This is a genomic window from Rhodoferax sp. U11-2br (assembly GCF_018619435.1).
In the GTDB taxonomy this organism is placed as follows: domain Bacteria; phylum Pseudomonadota; class Gammaproteobacteria; order Burkholderiales; family Burkholderiaceae_C; genus Rhodoferax.
Window position 1 is genome coordinate 164,393 of the sequence record NZ_JAHFZF010000003.1, and the last position, 17,678, is coordinate 182,070.

The window sequence follows — 17,678 nt, forward strand, 5'->3', positions numbered from 1 at the left end:
TTGACAACTAAAGTGTAAGTATTAGTTGACATCTTTTGCGTCTGGGTCAAAATCTTCAGATGGCTCGACCCTCGCTTTCCACTGTCACAGAACTGCTCAAACCGATTACCTGGTTTCCGCCCATGTGGGCTTTTTCATGCGGTGTTGTGGCTTCTGCACAGAGCTTCGGCGCAAACTGGGGACTCATTTGTTTGGGATTGGTGCTGACTGGGCCGTTGGTCTGTGCCAGCAGTCAAGCCGTGAATGATTGGTTTGACCGCCATGTGGATGCCATCAATGAGCCCAACCGGCCTATTCCGTCCGGGCGTATGCCGGGTCGCTGGGGGCTCTACATTGCTGTCTTGTGGACTGTTTTGTCCTTGATCTGGGCCTGGGGCTTGGGCACTTGGGGCTTTTGGGCTTGCGCCTTGGGGTTGTTGCTCGCCTGGGCCTACAGTGCCCCCCCTTTTCGTCTGAAACTCAATGGCTGGTGGGGCAATACGGCCTGTGCTTTGAGTTATGAAGGTTTGGCCTGGGTCACCGGTGGTGCGGTGATGCTGGGTGGTGCCTTGCCACATGTTGAGTCCCTGCTTCTGGCTTTGCTTTACAGCGTGGGGGCCCATGGCATCATGACGCTCAATGATTTCAAGGCCATTGAAGGTGACAAGCAGATGGGCGTGCGCTCATTGCCTGTACAACTTGGTCCACTGGGGGCCGCCCAGGCTGCCTGCGTCATCATGCTTGTTCCGCAACTGGTGGTGGTTGGGTTGTTGGTGTCCTGGTCGCAACCCTGGCATGCAGCAGGCGTCTTGGTGCTTGTGCTGGCGCAACTCCCTCTGATGCTGTCTTTTGTGCGTCAGCCGATTGACAAGGCTTTGATGCTCAGTGCTTTCGGCGTTCCACTGTATGTGTCTGGCATGATGGTCAGTGCTTGGGCGTTGCATTTCCTTCACCAGGTGTCAGCATGAGTTCAACACGTGTGTTTGGTTGGCTGGATGTGGCAAGACTGGGTTTGGTGCAGGCCTGTATGGGGGCGGTGGTGGTGGTCACGACATCCACACTCAACCGCATCATGGTGGTTGAGTTGGCGCTGCCGGCGCTGTTGCCAGGTGCTGTGGTGGCGCTGCACTATCTGGTGCAGATGGTTCGGCCACGGATGGGATTTGGCGCGGATCAGGGGCGGCGCTGTACGCCCTGGATGCTGGGTGGTGTGATCGTGCTTGCCCTGGGTGGGGTGTTGGCATCGGTTGCCACGGTGCTGATGCAAACCACGTTTGGTCTGGGTTTGGTCCTATGTGTTGTTGCGTTTTCCATGATCGGCCTGGGTGTGAGTGCTTGTGGCACATCCTTGTTGGTATTGATGGCCAAGCGCGTGCCTGACAGCCGCCGCGCCCCTGCGGCCACCCTAGTGTGGATGATGATGATTTTTGGCTTTGCGATGACAGCTATCACCGTGGGCAAACTGATTGATCCCTACACGCCTGAGCAACTCATTCGTGTGACTGCCGGTTTGGCGGTGCTGGTGGTGGCTGTGGCCGCATTGAGTTTGTGGGGGCTCGAAGGAAGGGGCCCCGAAGGCACCGATGCCGCTCCTGCACATGCTGCGCCGGGTGAACGCTCCGCCCGCCAGTTCAAGGAAACACTTGTTCAGGTCTGGCGTGAGCCTCAGGCCAGAACCTTCACCATTTTTGTGTTTTTGTCCATGCTGGCCTACAGCGCGCAAGATTTGATTCTTGAGCCTTTTGCCGGTGATGTGTTTGGCATGACACCCGGGCAGACCACGCAGTTGGCTGGTTTTCAGCATGGTGCGGTTTTGGCGGGCATGTTATGGGTGGCCTTGGTGGGTTGGGAGCGTGTCAAAGGCCGATTGGGCAGTGTTCACAGCTGGATGGTCTGGGGCTGTGTGCTTTCGGCATTTGCCATGGTGGGTTTGGCGATGGCTGGTGTCCAGGGAAACAATTGGCCCCTGAAGTTCAATATTGTTGTGCTCGGTGTTGCTAATGGCGCCTTTTCTATTGCGGCCATTGCCACCATGATGCGTTTGTCCACCCAGGGTGCCCATGGCAATGAAGGCACCCGCATGGGCTTGTGGGGTGCTGCCCAAGCGATTGCTTTTGGGCTGGGTGGCCTTCTGGGCACCGCCGCCAGCGACATGGCGCATTGGCTGATGGCCTCCAGTGGGCTGGCCTACTCATCGGTTTTTGGTTTTGAGGCTGTGATGTTTGCGTTGTCGGCGTGGTGCGCTATTTTGGTGAATCGCAATGGTGTCGTGGCTGAGCAGGCCCCAGCTTATTTTTCAACGGAATTGCAAAGGGTGCAGTCATGAATACAAGCCAATACGATGTGGTGGTCGTTGGCGGAGGACCTTCTGGTGCGACGGCCGCAGATGATCTGGCACGACAGGGCTGGTCGGTGTTGTTGATGGATCGGCAAGGTCGCACCAAACCCTGTGGCGGCGCTATTCCGCCGCGGCTGATCAAGGACTTCGACATCCCAGACCACTTGCTGGTGGCCAAGGTGCGCTGTGCTCGCATGATTTCGCCCAAGAACAAGCAGGTGGACATTCACATCGAAAACGGGTTTGTCGCCATGGTCAACCGCGACAGCTTTGATGAGTGGCTGCGGGAGCGTGCGCAGACCCACGGTGCCACGCGCCTGCGCGCCTTGTGTGACAAGATCACCCGCGATGCCGACGGTGTCGCCCGTGTGCACTTCAACCCGGTGACAGCGCAGGGGCTGGGTGAGCCCGACAGCGTGCGTGCCCGCATGGTGGTGGCGGCCGATGGTGCGCGATCAGAAATTGCCCGCCAGCACATCGAAGGCGCAGACCGGACCAAATACGTCTTTGCCTACCACGAGATCGTTCGCGCGCCGACGCAGGACCCAACCCATGATCCGGAGCGTTGTGACGTTTATTACCAGGGGCCGATTTCGCCCGACTTTTACGGCTGGGTGTTTCCCCATGGTGACACCATGAGTGTGGGCACGGGCAGCGCTGACAAAGGCTTCTCACTGCGTGGTTCGGTGGGCAAACTGCGCGAGATCGCGGGCCTGAGCGAGGTCGAAACCCTGCGCCGTGAAGGGGCCCCGATTCCGCTCAAACCTCTGCCACGTTGGGAGAATGGCCGCGACATTGTGCTTACTGGCGACGCGGCCGGTGTGGTGGCGCCTGCATCAGGTGAAGGGATTTATTACGCCATGGCCTGTGGGCGTATGGTGGCGGAAGCGGTCCAACAGGCGCTCAAGACCGGTGATGCCGCCTGTTTGAAACTGGCGCGCAAACAATTCCTCAAAGAACATGGCCGGGTCTTCTGGATTCTTGGCTTGCTGCAACATTTCTGGTACCAGAACGACAAGCGCCGTGAGCGCTTTGTCAAAGTCTGTGAAGACCCCGATGTGCAGCGCCTGACCTTTGAGTCCTACATGAACAAAAAACTGGTACGCAAAAAACCCATGGCCCATATCCGTATCTTCTTCAAAGACTTGGCGCATTTGCTGGGCTTCGCCCGCGTATGAAGCGTTTTGGTGGGTGGCAAACCCTGCTTATTGCTTTTGTCTTCAGTTTTGGCACGGCCAGCATTGGCTCTTGGCTGACCGATTTGGGTCCGTGGTATTTTTCACTCAAACAACCGTCCTGGAAACCACCAGATGCTGCTTTTGGGGTGATCTGGTCGGTGATCTTCTTTTTGCTGGTGTTCAGCGGCTCATTGGCCTGGACTGCTGCGCCCACCAGGGCGCGAAAGCGCTTTGTGTTGGGCCTGTTTGTGGTCAATGCCCTGGTCAATATGCTTTGGAGTGCGCTCTACTTCGGCCTGCATAGGCCTGACTGGGCCATGGTCGAGTGGGTCGCCTTGTGGCTCTCGGTGTTTTCGCTGGTGTGGTTCTTGTGGCGTGAATCGCGCTGGGCGTCCATCTTTATCTTGCCTTACCTGGCCTGGGTGAGTGCGGCTGGTGTCCTGAATTGGACCACCATTGCGCTCAACGGGCCGTTTGCTTAACCCACGCCAGGATCTGTTCGCTCACGACAGCAGGCGCTTCTTCGTGGGCCAGGTGACCCAGGCCAGCCAGGGTTCGGCTGGTGGTGTTGGGCAAGAGGTTCATGGTTTCAGCGGCCAGGCTCGCCGGGATGGTCCGGTCGTTTGCCCCCAATAGCATGAAGACCGGGCCCGTCAGTTGCGGCAACTGTTGCGCGAGCCGGTGTAGCCGCCAGGCGGCCATCATGGCCAAGACACCCCTGACATGTGACGGTGTTTGCAACAGCTTTTGGTAGTAACCCAGTGCCACCTCGTCCAGATGCGAGCCGGTGCTTTGCAACAAATTACGCACTACCGCTGGTTTGGCTGCCTGCTTGGCAAACAACACGCCTGACAAAGGGTTGAGGGCCAGCAATTTGGCGGTTGGCGGAAACAGCCAACTGGCCAAACCGGTCAAAGGTAACCAAGCCGGGTTCAGGCCAATCAGCGTGGGGGTTGGGCCTTTGCCATGTTTGAGGATGAGTTGCGCCCCCACTGCCGCACCTGCTGAGTGTCCGATGATGGCACTTGGCCACAGCTTCAAATGGTTCAGCAGGTCGGCCAGACTGGTCGCCATGTGGTCGAGCGAATTGCTCTTTTTGGTGTTCCAGTAGCTGAACGCATGTCCGGGCAGATCCGGGCAGATCACGGTATGGTGTTTAGCTAGGCTTAGCACCAGGTCGCGCCAGGAGTGTGTCGATGCACCGGTGCCATGCAACAGCAGCAACACCGGGCCATGGCCAAAGGTCTGCACATGCCAGACCTGACCATGAACTGTGACAAAACGGCTGTGTGAGGTGTGTGGCCAGCTCTTGCGGTTGGCCTCCCAGTCCATGGGCGGGTAGAACGTGTCCCAGAGGGCCATTCAGGCTCTGCGCACCTGCGCACTCAGGTCTTGCACCACCGACGCCATACGTTGCGCCTGGACATAGGGCATCGGGAAATAGTTGGCGCCCATCAAATTGGCCAGGTTCTGGGCCTGTGGTTCAGGTTGTGGCGCAGTGTCGATCCACAGAGAGGGGTAACCCGTCAGGCGCCAATGCTGCGCCAGGGTTTGGGCATCTTCCCGCGCCTGCGCTCGGCCACCGGTGCCGGCCAGACTGACATTGGCGCGACCGTCGCTCAGGATCACCAGCATCGGGGTGGAACCAGCGCGGTGCAGCATCTGGGCTTGCAACAAGGCCGCCTGGATGCCACTGGCCAGCGGTGTACCGCCACCACCGGGCAGGCCGCCCAGCGCGCGTTTGGCACGCACCAGCGACCGTGTCGGGGGTAACAGCACCTGGGCTGTGGCGAGCCGAAAACCAATCACACAGACACTGTCGCGCCGGGCATAAGACTGTTCCAGCAGCAGTTCCACCGCACCTTTGGCCTCGGCAAGCCGGTGTTGTGCGGCCGAGCCGGAGGCATCGAGCGCAAAAATCAGGCAGGACGGTGTCTGTTGGGCGTAACGTTGCACATGGAAGTCGTCGCTGCGAATGACCACACGCCCGGAACCTGGGTTGTTCTGCCGCAGCCGTTGTTTGGGGGCCGCGTTCACCAGCGTGGCCAGCACGTGCAGACGCGCGCCCGCACTGGGCTTGCCGGGTCTCGGTGTCAGTGGCCGACCACGCAGCTTGCTGGTCTTGGCCTGGCCACTGTTGCCCAGCCCGTGCGCTGCCTTGGTACTGGCTTTGCCCATGAGCAGGCGGTCCAGCAGCTTGGGTGGCAAGCTGGCCAAGGCAGCGGCGAGCAACACGTCTTCCAGTGCCTCCTGGGGTGGCTCGGGCTCCTGCTCGTCTTCTGGCGGTGGCTCGGGTGGGTCACTCTCGGGTTCTTGTTCCGGCGGCTGTTCTTCCGGCTCTTCGGGTGGTGGTGGCTCTTGTTCCTCGTCCTGAGCTTGGGCGGGCATGCGGGTGGCACGTGGTCCCAGCACCAGTCGGGCCGCCAGCTGTAGATCGCTTTGCTCGACCGCGTCACGGCCTTCCAAAGCCGCACAGACGCAGGCCAGGCGCAGCGCCATGAGGGGCGGGCGCAAGCTGTCCACGCCTAGCGCGAGTGCGGTCTGGCACAGCGCTTCTACCTGTTCGTGGCTGGTTTGCATCTGCTGCAGCAGCGCGATGGCTTCCTGCAGCTCAGATTGCCCCAGCGCTTCCAGCGTGTTGTTGCTTTGCGCCATGGAGACATCACGCAAATCCAGCCATAGGCCCAGCCGTTCGGTCAATCCTTGTGCTGCACAGGCTTCGTCTTCTTCGGATTCGTCCAGCGCAATCACCGAAAACTGCGCCGGGCTGGTGATGTGGGCGTGGGTCGCATGCACCTGGCCCTTGTCCTGCGCCTGGGCAATGTGGGCACTGACCTTGGAGGGCAGGCGCTCGGCCATGGGCAGCACAATCACACCACCATGGGCTTGTGCCAGCAGCCCGGGCTGGTGCACCACCTGGCCTGTTTGCAGCGTGGCCGCCAGGTCCATACCGCCTAACAGGCGTTCGTCATCGACCTGACCGGGTACCCGGAAGGTCTTGAGTGAGGAGGCCTTGAGCAGCTGCAGCCAGTTGTCGCGCACCGGGCCATGTGCGGCGCGCAACCAGATGCCACCCAGGCGTACCGGGTCCACCTGCAGCGCCATCAGCGCCAGCTGTGCATCCTGCCAAGCCTGGTCAGCTTGTGACAGGCCGGGGGTGTTCATGCAGGCAGCACCTCATCCATGGCACGCTGCACGCGCGTACCGGAACCGGTGTCGTCGAGCGGGTTGCGGCGCAAGCGGTGGCGCAGGGCCAGTGGTGCTATGGTGCGCAAGTGGCTGCGCTCGGCCACTTTGTCGCCCTGCAGTGCGGCGTAGGCGCGGGTGGCACGCAACAGCGTCAGCTCGGCGCGCAAGCCGTCGGTGCCAAGTTTGTGGCACAAGGTGGCGCAAGACATCAGCAGATCGTCCGACACCTCCAGGTTCTGGATGAGTTTTTTGGCACGCACAATGCGCTGGCGCAGCTTGGTGTTGGCGTCTTCCCATTCGGCGCGGAAGGCCGTCGGGTTGCGCTCAAACGCGTCGCGGCGGCGTACCACCTGCACCCGCAGGTCCAGGTCTTGTGGTGTGCGCACCTCGACCGACAGGCCGAAGCGGTCCAGCAACTGTGGCCGCAATTCACCTTCTTCGGGGTTGCCACTGCCAACCAGCACAAAACGCGCCGGGTGGCGCACGCTCAGGCCTTCACGTTCCACCAGGTTTTCACCGGAGGCCGCCACGTCGATCAACAAGTCAACGATGTGGTCTTCGAGCAGATTGACTTCGTCGATGTACAAAAAGCCACGGTTGGCTTGGGCCAGCAGCCCAGGGGCAAACTTCTTGATACCTTGCGACAGGGCTTTTTCCAGGTCCAGTGCACCCACCACACGGTCTTCGGTGGCGCCCAACGGCAGGTCGACCACCGGCACCGCGCGCGTTTCAGTTTTTAACTTGTGACCGACTTGGGTCTGGCAGGCCTCACACAGCGAGCTGCCTGCCGGGTCGCAGCCGTAGGCGCAATCTTTGACCACTTTGATGGGGGGCAACAGGTCCGCCAGGGCCCGCACGGCGGTGGATTTGCCGGTGCCCCGGTCACCCAGGACCAGGACACCACCGATGGTGGGATCGACGGCCAGCATCTGGATGGCCAGCCGCATTTCTTCTTGTCCGACGATTGCTGCAAAAGGGAAAGTGAGTGCCATGAGATGTCCAAAAAAGAAACTCTGATCTGCTTCTGTCTCAACTCGACATCATATGTCAATCTGGGTTGACATCTGCGGCTTTTGCAGCCCGGCAGGTGTCAAAAATCAGCGTCTGCTTCGTCTGTGGGCTTGCTTGGCGGTGTTTCTTCGGCGCTGGCGGCTGCCATTTCTGCCACCGCAGCGCGTACACCTGCCTTGTCACCGGCCCCGGCGAACTTGCTGTATTTGCCCAGCAGGCCAACCATCTGGCCGTAGATGCGCGGGTTGGCTGCCAGGCATTCGTGTTGTTCCATGAAGTCCGAGTCACCCGACAGGTTGCCCACCAAACCACCCGCCTCGGTGACCAGCAGCGAGCCAGCCGCCACATCCCAGGGTTGCAGGCCTTTTTCGAAAAAGCCGTCGGTGAAACCTGCGGCCACATAGGCCAGGTCAAGGGCGGCGGCACCGGGGCGGCGCACACCGGCGGTGCGTTGCATGATGTCACCCAGCATGCGCAGGTAGCTGGGCAGGTCATCACCGGGGCGGTAGGGGAAACCGGTGGAGATCAGGCACTCTTGCAGCCGGTTGCGTTTGGCGACCCGGATGCGGCGGTTGTTCATGTAAGACCCACGGCCCTTGGTTGCGGTGAACAGGTCGTTGCGGCTGGGGTCGTAAATGACGGCTTGTTCCACCTTGCCACGCACCGCCAGCGCGATGCTCACGCAGTAAACCGGCAGGCCGTGGATGAAGTTGGTGGTGCCGTCCAGCGGGTCGATGATCCAGACAAACTCGGAATCACGTGCGCCGTGTTCACGGCCGGACTCTTCAGCCCAGATGCCGTGGCCCGGGTACGCGCCCAGCAGGGTTTCGATGATCATCTGTTCGGAGGCCTGGTCGACCTCGGTGACAAAGTCGTTGACCTGTTTTTGCGAGACCCGCACGGATTCCACGTCGAGCGCGGCGCGGTTGATGATGGCCCCGGCAGCGCGGGCGGCTTTCACCGCCACATTGATCATTGGGTGCAGATTCGGAGAGTTCATGGTGGCTCGGTAGTGACCATGCGGGCTCTTTGGCAAGTCTGCATGGTGAGTTGTGGAGTGGCGCAGCACCCTCGTGGGGCAGCGACAATCGGTCTATTTTAACGGCCCACCATGAAGACCCGATTCATCCTGATCAACACCAGCCATGCCGGCAATGTCGGCGCCGCCGCGCGCGCCATGAAAACCATGGGTTTTGACGATCTGGTGCTGGTGGCGCCACGCTGGGCCAATGTGCTGCGCCGCGAGGAAACCATCCAGCGCGCCAGTGGCGCCACCGATGTGCTCAAGAACTGCCGCATTGTCGACACGCTCGATGAGGCGCTGGACGGCATGAGCCACCTGTGCGCCACCGCCATGACCCCGCGCGACTTCGGCCCGCCCACGGTGCGGCCACGTGAGCATTTCCAGTCGCTCGTGAAACAGGAGCTTCTAGCCCAATCAGAACAAGGTCTGGAGGCCGAAAAGGCATCCAACTCTGGGGTGGCTTTCCTGTTTGGCTCGGAGCGTTTTGGCATGGCCAACGAGGATGTGTACCGCTGCCATGTGTGCCTGAGCATCCCGAGCAACCCGCAGTTTGGCTCGCTGAACCTGGCCGCCGCCTTGCAGGTGATCGCTTATGACTGGCGCGAGGCCTTGGGTGGTTACCCGGTGCAATCGGCCACTGTGGCACCCAGCTTGGCCGACGCCGCGCAGGTGGCAGGCATGCTGGCGCATCTGGAGCAGGCACTGGTGGCGATTGATTTCCTCGACCCGCAGGCCCCCAAAAAACTCATGCCTCGGCTCAACCAGCTGTTCAACCGTGCCGGTGTCACCCAGGAGGAAATCCACATCCTGCGTGGCATGGCCAAAATGATGCTCAAGGCCGCGCCGTCCGCGCCCTTGCCTGAATCCCACTAGACTCAAACCATGTTGTCCCGAATCCGATCCGATATCCAATGCATTCTTGAACGTGACCCGGCTGCGCGCAGCACCTGGGAGGTGTTGACCTGTTACCCCGGCTTGCATGCGGTCATCCTGCACCGGCTGGCCCATGCCTGCTGGACGCATGGTTTGAAATGGCTGGGGCGTTTTGTCTCCCACATCACGCGATTTTTGACTGGCATCGAAATCCACCCCGGTGCCACCATTGGCAACCGCGTGTTTTTTGACCATGCCATGGGTGTCGTGGTGGGGGAGACTGCCGAGATTGGTGACGACTGCACCATCTACCAGGGTGTGACGCTGGGCGGCACCTCGCTCTACAAGGGCGCCAAACGCCACCCGACGCTGGGGCGCGGTGTGGTTGTGGGGGCGGGTGCGCAGGTGCTCGGTGGCTTCACCGTGGGTGACGGCGCCAAGGTCGGGTCGAACGCGGTGGTGACCAAGCCGGTGCCGGCCGGTGCCACGGCTGTCGGCAACCCGGCGCGCATCATTCAGGCCGAGCTTGATGTCAAACGTGAAGAGGCTGCCTCCAAGATGGGTTTTTCCGCCTATGGCGTGACCCAAAGCGACGACCCGTTGAGCCAGGCCATGCGTGGTTTGATCGACAACGCATCAAGCCACGAACACCAGATTGCGATGTTGTGGAAAGCCATCGACACCTTGCAGGCCAGCCGCGACAAAACCAACTGTGTGCCCGGCGACGCCACCCTGGCCGAACATTTTGAGGCCGACAAACTCAACCAGCTGGTGGGTAAATAGCTTCAGTATTCATAGCTTCTAGCCCTTTCTGAATAAGGGCTGGCAGCACTTTTTCTTTATAAGAACGAGCGAATAGCAGTTTTTGGCCGGAACGCATTGCACACCGCTGCATCTGTTTCCAGGTAGGGCCCACCAATCAGGTCAATGCAGTAGGGTACAGCGGCAAAAATGCCGGGCACCCGCTGTTTGCCGTCGGAGTCTTTGAGGCCTTCCAGCGTTTCGGCAATCGCTTTGGGCTGACCCGGCAGGTTGATGATCAGTGTCTGATCGCGGATCACGGCCACTTGGCGCGACAGGATGGCGGTGGGCACAAAAGCCAGGCTGATCTGACGCATCTGTTCACCAAAACCGGGCATCTCCTTGTGTGCCACCGCCAGCGTGGCCTCGGGTGTCACGTCGCGCAGCGCCGGACCGGTGCCGCCGGTGGTCAGCACCAGGGCGCAACCAGCCTCCACCAGTGCAATCAGCGTGGTCTCGATCGTGGCTTGGTCGTCCGGGATCAGGCGTGGGTCAAACTGCAGCGGATTTTTGAGGACACGTGTCAGCCAGCTTTGCAGGGCAGGCAGGCCTTTGTCTTCGTAAACACCGCTGCTGGCCCGGTCGCTGATGGACACGATGCCGATCTTGACCGGTGGGTAGGGTGAGCCCGTGCTCACGATGCCTCGTTGCTGGCGCTAAAGGGTGGTGTATCGGCGTCCGGGTCGGGGATGGCGCCCAGGGCCTCACGCACCAGCTGGAAAATCTCGCGGTAAGCGCGGCCATGGCGCAAGGCAGCACCTGGCTTTTCGGGCACCGCGTCTTTGCGGGCCTGACGGATCAGGGCGCGCAATTGCTGGGTGTCGGTTGTCGGGTACTGCTCGATCCACTGGCCTGCGGCATCGTCCTGAGAGATCAGGCGGTCGCGCCAGAGTTCGGCCTGGTGCAGCGCCAAGTTCTCGGCTGCTGAGCCATTGGCCTGTTCGTCCAGTGCGGCGCGCACGGCATCCACCTCGGCTGGTTCGAGCTTGCGCATCATCTTGCCGATGTACTGCATCTGGCGGCGTTTGCCCTCGAAGTTGGTGATGCGTTTTGCGTCGGCAATGGCATCGCGGAACTTGTCGCTCAGGGGCAGACGCGCCAGCAGATCACCGCGCAGGGTCAGCAACGCCTCACCGAGTTTTTGCAGCTCGGTGCTTTCGCGCTTGAGGTCGGTGCGGCTCAAATCGTCGGTGCCTTTGAGCTCGGCCTTGAGCTCGATATCGCGCTCGCTGCCCTCGGCCACGAACTCGCCGCGCACAAAATAGCCTTTTTTCAGTTTTCTTGACATAGCCAAGTATCATAGCCGCCGCTATGAATAAACCCAAACGGACCTGAGTGCCAGCCACTCAGCCGCCTTCACCATGCCTTCCATCGCTCCCAAAGCCTCCCCTCGCAAACGTTCCTCCTCTGCAACGCCGAGCAAGCCGAGACGCGCTCCGGCACCCGCCGAAGCCGGTTTTGCCTATAGCCGGACCTTTTTTGAGGATCTGGTGGACAGTGCCATTCACCACGCCAAAAAGCTCGGTGCCAGCGACGCCTCGGCGCATGCCTCCGAAGGCAGTGGCCTGAGTGTGTCGGTGCGCAAGGGCGAACTCGAAAACGTCGAGCGCAATCGCGACAAAGGATTGGGCATCACGGTGCATATCGGCCAGCGTCGTGGCAACGCCAGCACCTCGGATTTTTCGCAAAAAGCGATCAAACAAACCGTGCAGGCCGCGTATGACATCGCCCGCTTTACCGCCGAAGACCCGTTTGCCGCCTTACCGGACGAGGCCGACATTGCCCAGCCCAGCGATCAGCGCACTGACTTGGATCTGTTTTTCCCTTGGGCCATCACCAGCGAGCAGGCAGCACTTCTGGCCTTGCAGACCGAAAACGCTGCGTTGCGTCTGGACAAACGCATCACCAACAGCGAAGGTGCGTCGGTCTCTGCTCAGCAGTCGCATTTTTTCAGCGCCCACACCCATGGTTTTCGTGGTGGGTACGCCAGCTCACGCCACTCGGTGTCGGTGTCGCCGATTGCCGGCAAAGGCGCCAACATGCAGCGTGACTACTGGTACAGCTCGCAGCGTGATGCGGCCGACCTGGCCTCGCCCGAGGCGATTGGCCGCTACGCCGCTGAGCGCGCGCTGAGCCGCCTCAATTCCCGCAAGATCGCCACCACCGAGTGCCCGGTGTTGTTTGAATCACCGTTGGCGGCAGGTTTGCTGGGCGCCTTTGTACAGGCGGTCAGTGGCGGCTCTCTGTACCGCAAAAGTTCGTATTTGCTCAATTCGCTGGGCAAGCCCGTGTTTCCGAAACACATCGACATCCTCGAAGACCCGTTTGTGAAGCGTGCCAAAGGCAGCTCGCCGTTTGACGACGAAGGTGTGCGGGTACAGGCGCGCAGTGTGGTTGAGGCGGGCAAGGTACAGGGGTATTTTCTGGGCAGCTACTCGGCGCGCAAACTGGGCATGAAAACCACTGGCAACGCTGGCGGTTCACACAACCTGACACTCACCTCACGCCTGACCCGCGCGGGTGACAACCTGGATGCCATGTTGCAACGCCTGGGCACCGGCTTGTTTGTCACCGAGCTGATGGGCAGTGGTGTGAATTCAGTGACCGGCGACTATTCACGCGGTGCCAGTGGTTTCTGGGTGGAAAACGGTCGCATTGCCTTCCCGGTGGAAGAGATCACGATTGCTGGCAACATGAAAACCATGTTCAAGGACATCCTGGCCGTCGGTGCCGATACCTACAACCAGGGCGCCAAGACGGTTGGCTCGATCCTGATCAAAAAGATGAAGGTGGCCGGGAGCTGAAGTCCACTTCCCGCTTGCAGCCGGTGTCTCTCTAGCGGGCGCTTGCCCGACAAGTGATGCTCCCCGTCAGATATAAACGTCGACTTGGGACCCCAAGGCCTTGTCGCTGCTGGCGGCAGGCTGGGTCTTGTTCTGGGACGCACTGGCCTTGTTGGCCTGCTCCTGTTGTTTCTGATTCTGAATGGCCGCAATTTGTGCCTGGATGGCCAGGATCTGGGCCTGCAACAACTGCACCTGTTGTTGCTTGGCCTTGGCGTCCATGTCGGATGTCGCCACGTCTCTCAGTTGCTGGGTAAGTTCCCTGACCTGCTTTTGCAGCTGGGCAATCTGGTTGGCGCTGCCTGCAGAGCTGCTTGTGCCCGATGTGGCGGAGGTGGACGTTGTGACTTGCATGACATTGTCATCGGCACAAAACCTCGTGACTTGAGGCCCTGCGTTTGCAGCAGCCAGCAGCACCAGGCGGTTCTGGTAGCCAAGCCGGTTTGCTGGGCGACATCGCTCACACTGGTATTCCTGGGAGGAAATATTTACACTCGCTGAGCGAGTCAATGCCTTCACCCATCACCCTGGAGTGCCACAGCATCCAGCGGTCAGTCAGGAGGAAATATGGCAAAGGCGTGGGTTTTCCTGTCACTCCTGTTGACCCTGCTTCCGGCATCGGCCATGGGTCCACCCCAAACACCGCCACCAGGGCCTGCTGCACAGGTGGCCAGATCGGTGGTTTTCATCGCATCGGACTACCGCAATGGCGGGGTCATGGGCGTTTACCGGGGCTTCGAAGAGGCCTCGCGCAAGCTTGGGTGGCAGGTCCGTCTTGAAGACGGTGGCGGGCTCAAGACTCAACAGGCGACGATCTTGATGCAGGTCTTGGCCACCCGACCCCAAGGCATTGTTTTTGGTGGTTTTGAGCCAGATGAGTTTGCCGAGTTGGTGGCGCTTGCCAAACAGAACCGGGTTGTTTTGCTGGGCTGGCATGCCGCCAAGGAACCCGGCCCGACCAAAGACCTGTTTGTCAACGTCTCGACCAGGCCGGTGGATGTGGCCAAACTTGCCGCTGCCTTTGTGATCCAGGACGCCATCGCGCAACAGCGCCAGGTTGGTGTGGTCATTTTCAATGACAAGCAGTATGCGGTTGCCAATGCCAAGACCGAGGCCATGAGAGCCACCATTCAGGCCTGCCAGGGGTACAAAGGCTGCAAGCTGCTCTCGGTCGAGAATGTACTGATTTCGGATGCGGCAGCTGCGATGCCTGCCGTGGTCCAGAAACTGGCCGCAGTCCACGGCGCGGCATGGACGTACAGCCTGGCGATCAATGATGTGTATTTTGACGAGATCAACTATCCGCTGATGTTGGTCAAACGTACCGATATTCGCCTCGTGTCTGCGGGCGACGGCTCCATCAAGGCGCTGGGTCGTATCGGTTCGGGGCTGTCACAGCAAGTCGCCACCGTGGCCGAACCTCTCAAAATGCAGGGATATCAGCTCGCCGATGAACTGAACCGGGCGCTCGCCGGTGTCGTACAGAGCGGGTTCCAGTCCAGTCCCATCTTGGTCACCACCGAGCTGCTCAAAACCACGGGCAGTCGGGGTATTGAGGCCAATCTGGATTTTGAAGCCGCCTACGCGGCCATCTGGGCCGGGAAGTAGCGATGGGATTCCTCCGCTACTCCGTTCTGGCTGTCAGGGTCCTGGTATGGGTTCTGCTGGCCAGTCTGGCTGTGTTTGCCCTGACAAGCACCTTTGGCATTGCCTATGAGCGAAACAACGCCTTGCGCCATGCCCATGCGGATGTCCAGAATGCGGTCGAACAAAGTCTGTCTGCCATTGCGATGTCGCTGTGGCAATACGACGTGTCAGGGCTCAACGCCTTGCTCAGCGGCATGGTGCACTCGGATGTGGTGGTGCGTGTTGAGGTTTTGGGACTGGGCAAAACGGTGGCCGATGTCCGCCAGCCGGGGTTCAGCGGGCCCATCGACCGGGTGTGGAGCCTGCCGGTGCTGGCTCCAGACAAAAAGGCCACCATCGGTAGCCTGCGCATCTCTGAGTCTTATGCCGAGGTCAACGCCAAGGCCGCTGAAACACTGACAACACTGATCCTGATTGATCTGGTCAAGATCGTTGGCTTGGCGCTGGTGCTGTTCACCATTGTGTATCGCCAGGTGGCCCGACACCTGCATCAACTGGCGATGGAGGTGACCCGGCTGGGGTCGTCCGACACGGTGGCAGCACTGTCTGTGGCCCGCAAGAAGAGGGGCAACTACCGTGACGAGATCGATATCCTGGTGGATGCGCTCAACCGGTTCCTGACTGAGCGCAACGAGGAAATGCGAAGGCGTTCCGCTGCAGACAAGCAAAGACGGCTGGCCGAACAGGCATTGGTGCAAAGTGAAGAAAATCTGGCGATCACCTTGCACTCCATCGGGGATGCGGTCATTGCCACAGATCGGGCGGGACGGGTGACCCGCATGAACCCGACCGCAGAACGCCTGTCTGGCTGGACGCTGGGGGAGGCGCTGGGTCGACCTTTGCCAGAAGTCTTTGCGATCGTGAACGCGTCCACGCGCGAGGTGGTGGTTGATCCGGTGCAGCGTGTCATAGAACACGGCCAGGTGGTTGGGCTGGCCAACCATACGGTGTTGTTGGCCCGGGACGGCCAGGAGTACAAGATTTCTGACAGTGCCGCCCCGATTTGCCAGGCTGACGGGAGCATTGTGGGGGTGGTGCTGGTGTTCAGCGACGTCACCGAGAAATACCAGGCGCAGGAGGAGCTGCGTATTGCGGCCTGCGCTTTCGAATCGCAGCAGGGCATGTTCATCACCAATGCCGAGCGGGTGATCCTACGGGTCAACCAGGCCTTTATCCAGATCACCGGCTTTGGTGCAGAAGAGGTGGTGGGGAAAACGCCGCGTCTGTTCAGGTCGGGGCGCCACGACGAGCGCTTTTACGCCCTCATGAGCCAGGCTTTGGACAAGGAAGGGGCCTGGGCTGGCGAGATATGGAACCGGCGCAAAAGTGGCGAGGTGTATCCCCAATGGCTCAGCATCAGCGCGTCCAAGGACAACGCAGGTGCGACCACCCACTTTGTTGCTATCTTCAGCGACATCAGTGAACGTCTGAACGCACAGGCACAGATTGACCGGCTGGCCTTTTATGACCCGCTGACCCAGTTGCCCAACCGCCGCCTGCTGTTGGACCGGCTGGCGCAAAGCCTGCACATCAGCACCCGCCACACGCGCAAAAATGCCCTGTTGTTTGTGGATCTGGACAATTTCAGAACCCTCAACGACACCCTGGGCCACCACCAGGGCGACCTGCTGCTGATGCAGGTGGCGCAGCGCCTGAAAGCCTGCCTGCGCGATGGTGACACCGTGGCACGGTTGGGCAGTGATGAGTTTGTGGTGATGCTTGAAAACCTCAGTGAAGACGAACTGGAGGCCGCGACCCAGGCCGAGACGGTGGGTGACAACGTGCTGCAGGCGTTTCATCGGGACTTCACACTGGACCACGGTGTCTACCACGCCACATCCAGCATCGGCATCACCCTGTTTGGCGGCGGGATCTTGGAAAACAGCGAACAACCGCTCAAGCGGGCGGAGCTGGCCATGTTCCAGGCCAAGGCGGCCGGGCGTAACACACTGCGCTTTTTCGAGACCCAGATGCAGGCCGATGTGTCAGCCAATGCCTCGATGGAAGCCGATCTGCGCGAGGCCATCACCAAGCAGCAGTTTTTGCTGCATTTCCAGCCGCAGGTGGTGGGGACCGGCCGCATCACTGGTGTTGAGGTCCTGCTGCGCTGGCAGCACCCGGATCGCGGCATGGTGTCACCCGGAGAATTCATCCCACTGGCAGAAAAATGTGGCCTGATCCTGCCGATTGGACAATGGGTGCTGCAGGCCGCCTGCACCCAGCTGGCGGCCTGGGCGATGCAGCCGGATCTAGCACATCTGAGCATGGCTGTGAATGTGAGTGCACGCCAATTCAAACAAGCCGACTTTGTCGACAGTGTGCTGGCCACGCTGGCGCAAACCCGGGCTCCCGCCAAATTGCTCAAACTCGAACTCACCGAGAGCATGCTGGTCGATGATGTGGAGGCCATCATTGCCAAGATGGGTGCACTCAAGGCCCGCGGCGTGAGTTTTTCGCTGGACGACTTTGGCACCGGTTATTCCTCTTTGTCGTACCTGAAGCGTCTGCCCTTGGATCAGCTCAAGATTGACCAGGGTTTTGTCAAAAACATTGTTTCCGATCCGAACGATGCCGCCATTGCCAAGATGGTGGTGGTGTTGGCCGAGAGCATGGGACTGTCGGTGATTGCCGAGGGGGTGGAACTGCAGGCTCAGGCTGAATTTCTGGCGCATCAGGGCTGTCACGCCTACCAGGGTTATCTGTTCAGCCGCCCCTTGCCGCTGGATGCGCTGGAATCCCTGGCACGGTCTGTCTGAGCGCAAGTCGGGAGCCATTTTTATAAGGGAAACTGACTT

At 60.4% G+C, this 17,678-nt stretch carries 16 protein-coding genes; 9 read left to right on the forward strand and 7 right to left on the reverse strand.

Annotation, left to right across the window (positions count from 1 at the left end; genetic code table 11):
• The first annotated feature begins 59 nt into the window (after positions 1-59).
• From chlG to KKO72_RS03235, 4 genes are read left to right on the forward strand one after another with little or no spacing between them, the layout of a single operon-like run.
• Entirely contained in the window at positions 60-947 is an 888-nt protein-coding gene (gene chlG, locus KKO72_RS03220) for a chlorophyll synthase ChlG (protein ID WP_214935381.1), read from the forward strand.
• A complete protein-coding gene (locus KKO72_RS03225; RefSeq protein ID WP_214935383.1) occupies positions 944-2,305 on the forward strand; it encodes a BCD family MFS transporter in 1,362 nt (453 codons plus the stop codon). The genes chlG and KKO72_RS03225 overlap by 4 nt, the downstream gene beginning before the upstream one ends.
• On the forward strand, positions 2,302-3,495 hold the full coding sequence (locus tag KKO72_RS03230) for a geranylgeranyl diphosphate reductase (RefSeq protein WP_214935385.1): 1,194 nt from the start codon (positions 2,302-2,304) through the stop codon (positions 3,493-3,495). Before KKO72_RS03225 ends, KKO72_RS03230 begins: the two co-directional genes overlap by 4 nt.
• Positions 3,492-3,977 (forward strand): TspO/MBR family protein, encoded by a 486-nt coding sequence (locus tag KKO72_RS03235; RefSeq protein ID WP_214935387.1) that lies wholly within the window; start codon positions 3,492-3,494, stop codon positions 3,975-3,977. Before KKO72_RS03230 ends, KKO72_RS03235 begins: the two co-directional genes overlap by 4 nt.
• Here KKO72_RS03235 and bchO read toward each other — a convergent pair.
• From bchO to KKO72_RS03255, 4 genes are all read right to left on the reverse strand, one after another.
• Positions 3,958-4,857 (reverse strand): alpha/beta fold hydrolase BchO, encoded by a 900-nt coding sequence (bchO, locus tag KKO72_RS03240; protein ID WP_214935389.1) that lies wholly within the window; start codon positions 4,855-4,857, stop codon positions 3,958-3,960. The genes KKO72_RS03235 and bchO overlap by 20 nt on opposite strands.
• Entirely contained in the window at positions 4,858-6,660 is a 1,803-nt protein-coding gene (locus KKO72_RS03245; protein WP_214935391.1) for a magnesium chelatase subunit D, read from the reverse strand.
• On the reverse strand, positions 6,657-7,676 hold the full coding sequence (gene bchI, locus KKO72_RS03250; RefSeq protein WP_214935394.1) for a magnesium chelatase ATPase subunit I: 1,020 nt from the start codon (positions 7,674-7,676) through the stop codon (positions 6,657-6,659). The genes KKO72_RS03245 and bchI overlap by 4 nt, the downstream gene beginning before the upstream one ends.
• A 98-nt stretch (positions 7,677-7,774) precedes the next feature.
• Positions 7,775-8,695: an inositol monophosphatase family protein gene (locus KKO72_RS03255; protein WP_214935396.1), complete on the reverse strand. Its 921-nt coding sequence runs from the start codon at positions 8,693-8,695 to the stop codon at positions 7,775-7,777.
• A 111-nt stretch (positions 8,696-8,806) separates the two neighbouring features.
• On the opposite strand from KKO72_RS03255, the gene KKO72_RS03260 reads away from it, so the two are divergent.
• Positions 8,807-9,592, forward strand: a complete 786-nt coding sequence (locus tag KKO72_RS03260) for an RNA methyltransferase (protein ID WP_214935398.1) — start codon at positions 8,807-8,809, stop codon at positions 9,590-9,592.
• Between the two features lie 9 nt (positions 9,593-9,601).
• On the forward strand, positions 9,602-10,375 hold the full coding sequence (gene cysE, locus KKO72_RS03265) for a serine O-acetyltransferase (RefSeq protein WP_214935400.1): 774 nt from the start codon (positions 9,602-9,604) through the stop codon (positions 10,373-10,375).
• 56 nt (positions 10,376-10,431) lie between these two features.
• On the opposite strand, the gene mog is transcribed toward cysE, so the two are convergent.
• Together mog and yjgA are read right to left on the reverse strand one after the other, a co-directional pair.
• Entirely contained in the window at positions 10,432-11,031 is a 600-nt protein-coding gene (mog, locus tag KKO72_RS03270) for a molybdopterin adenylyltransferase (RefSeq protein WP_214935402.1), read from the reverse strand.
• Entirely contained in the window at positions 11,028-11,681 is a 654-nt protein-coding gene (yjgA, locus tag KKO72_RS03275) for a ribosome biogenesis factor YjgA (RefSeq protein WP_214935404.1), read from the reverse strand. The genes mog and yjgA overlap by 4 nt, the downstream gene beginning before the upstream one ends.
• Positions 11,682-11,754: 73 nt before the next feature.
• Here yjgA and pmbA point away from each other — a divergent pair, with 73 nt between their 5' ends.
• The gene (gene pmbA / locus KKO72_RS03280) at positions 11,755-13,197 is read left to right on the forward strand and encodes a metalloprotease PmbA (RefSeq protein WP_214935406.1); all 1,443 of its coding nucleotides are present in this window, start codon (positions 11,755-11,757) and stop codon (positions 13,195-13,197) included.
• Positions 13,198-13,263: 66 nt separating this feature from the next.
• Here the strand turns inward: pmbA and KKO72_RS03285 are convergent, their stop codons facing one another.
• Positions 13,264-13,590: a FlxA-like family protein gene (locus tag KKO72_RS03285; RefSeq protein WP_214935408.1), complete on the reverse strand. Its 327-nt coding sequence runs from the start codon at positions 13,588-13,590 to the stop codon at positions 13,264-13,266.
• A 270-nt stretch (positions 13,591-13,860) separates the two neighbouring features.
• Between KKO72_RS03285 and KKO72_RS03290 the strand changes: the two genes are divergently transcribed.
• Both KKO72_RS03290 and KKO72_RS03295 read left to right on the forward strand, forming a co-directional pair.
• Positions 13,861-14,844 (forward strand): substrate-binding domain-containing protein, encoded by a 984-nt coding sequence (locus KKO72_RS03290; protein WP_214935410.1) that lies wholly within the window; start codon positions 13,861-13,863, stop codon positions 14,842-14,844.
• Positions 14,845-14,846: 2 nt separating this feature from the next.
• Positions 14,847-17,639, forward strand: coding sequence for a bifunctional diguanylate cyclase/phosphodiesterase (locus KKO72_RS03295; protein ID WP_214935412.1), 2,793 nt, complete (start codon positions 14,847-14,849; stop codon positions 17,637-17,639).
• Positions 17,640-17,678: the final 39 nt, after the last annotated feature.

Coding starts and splice junctions, on each gene's coding strand:
- KKO72_RS03285 (WP_214935408.1), bottom strand. CDS start 13,590: ATGCAAGTCACAACGTCCACCTCCGCCACATCGGGCACAAGCAGCTCT.
- KKO72_RS03235 (WP_214935387.1), top strand. CDS start 3,492: ATGAAGCGTTTTGGTGGGTGGCAAACCCTGCTTATTGCTTTTGTCTTC.
- bchO (WP_214935389.1), bottom strand. CDS start 4,857: ATGGCCCTCTGGGACACGTTCTACCCGCCCATGGACTGGGAGGCCAAC.
- KKO72_RS03230 (WP_214935385.1), top strand. CDS start 2,302: ATGAATACAAGCCAATACGATGTGGTGGTCGTTGGCGGAGGACCTTCT.
- KKO72_RS03290 (WP_214935410.1), top strand. CDS start 13,861: ATGGGTCCACCCCAAACACCGCCACCAGGGCCTGCTGCACAGGTGGCC.
- KKO72_RS03245 (WP_214935391.1), bottom strand. CDS start 6,660: ATGAACACCCCCGGCCTGTCACAAGCTGACCAGGCTTGGCAGGATGCA.
- cysE (WP_214935400.1), top strand. CDS start 9,602: ATGTTGTCCCGAATCCGATCCGATATCCAATGCATTCTTGAACGTGAC.
- pmbA (WP_214935406.1), top strand. CDS start 11,755: ATGCCTTCCATCGCTCCCAAAGCCTCCCCTCGCAAACGTTCCTCCTCT.
- KKO72_RS03255 (WP_214935396.1), bottom strand. CDS start 8,695: ATGAACTCTCCGAATCTGCACCCAATGATCAATGTGGCGGTGAAAGCC.
- bchI (WP_214935394.1), bottom strand. CDS start 7,676: ATGGCACTCACTTTCCCTTTTGCAGCAATCGTCGGACAAGAAGAAATG.
- KKO72_RS03295 (WP_214935412.1), top strand. CDS start 14,847: ATGGGATTCCTCCGCTACTCCGTTCTGGCTGTCAGGGTCCTGGTATGG.
- KKO72_RS03260 (WP_214935398.1), top strand. CDS start 8,807: ATGAAGACCCGATTCATCCTGATCAACACCAGCCATGCCGGCAATGTC.
- KKO72_RS03225 (WP_214935383.1), top strand. CDS start 944: ATGAGTTCAACACGTGTGTTTGGTTGGCTGGATGTGGCAAGACTGGGT.
- chlG (WP_214935381.1), top strand. CDS start 60: ATGGCTCGACCCTCGCTTTCCACTGTCACAGAACTGCTCAAACCGATT.
- yjgA (WP_214935404.1), bottom strand. CDS start 11,681: ATGTCAAGAAAACTGAAAAAAGGCTATTTTGTGCGCGGCGAGTTCGTG.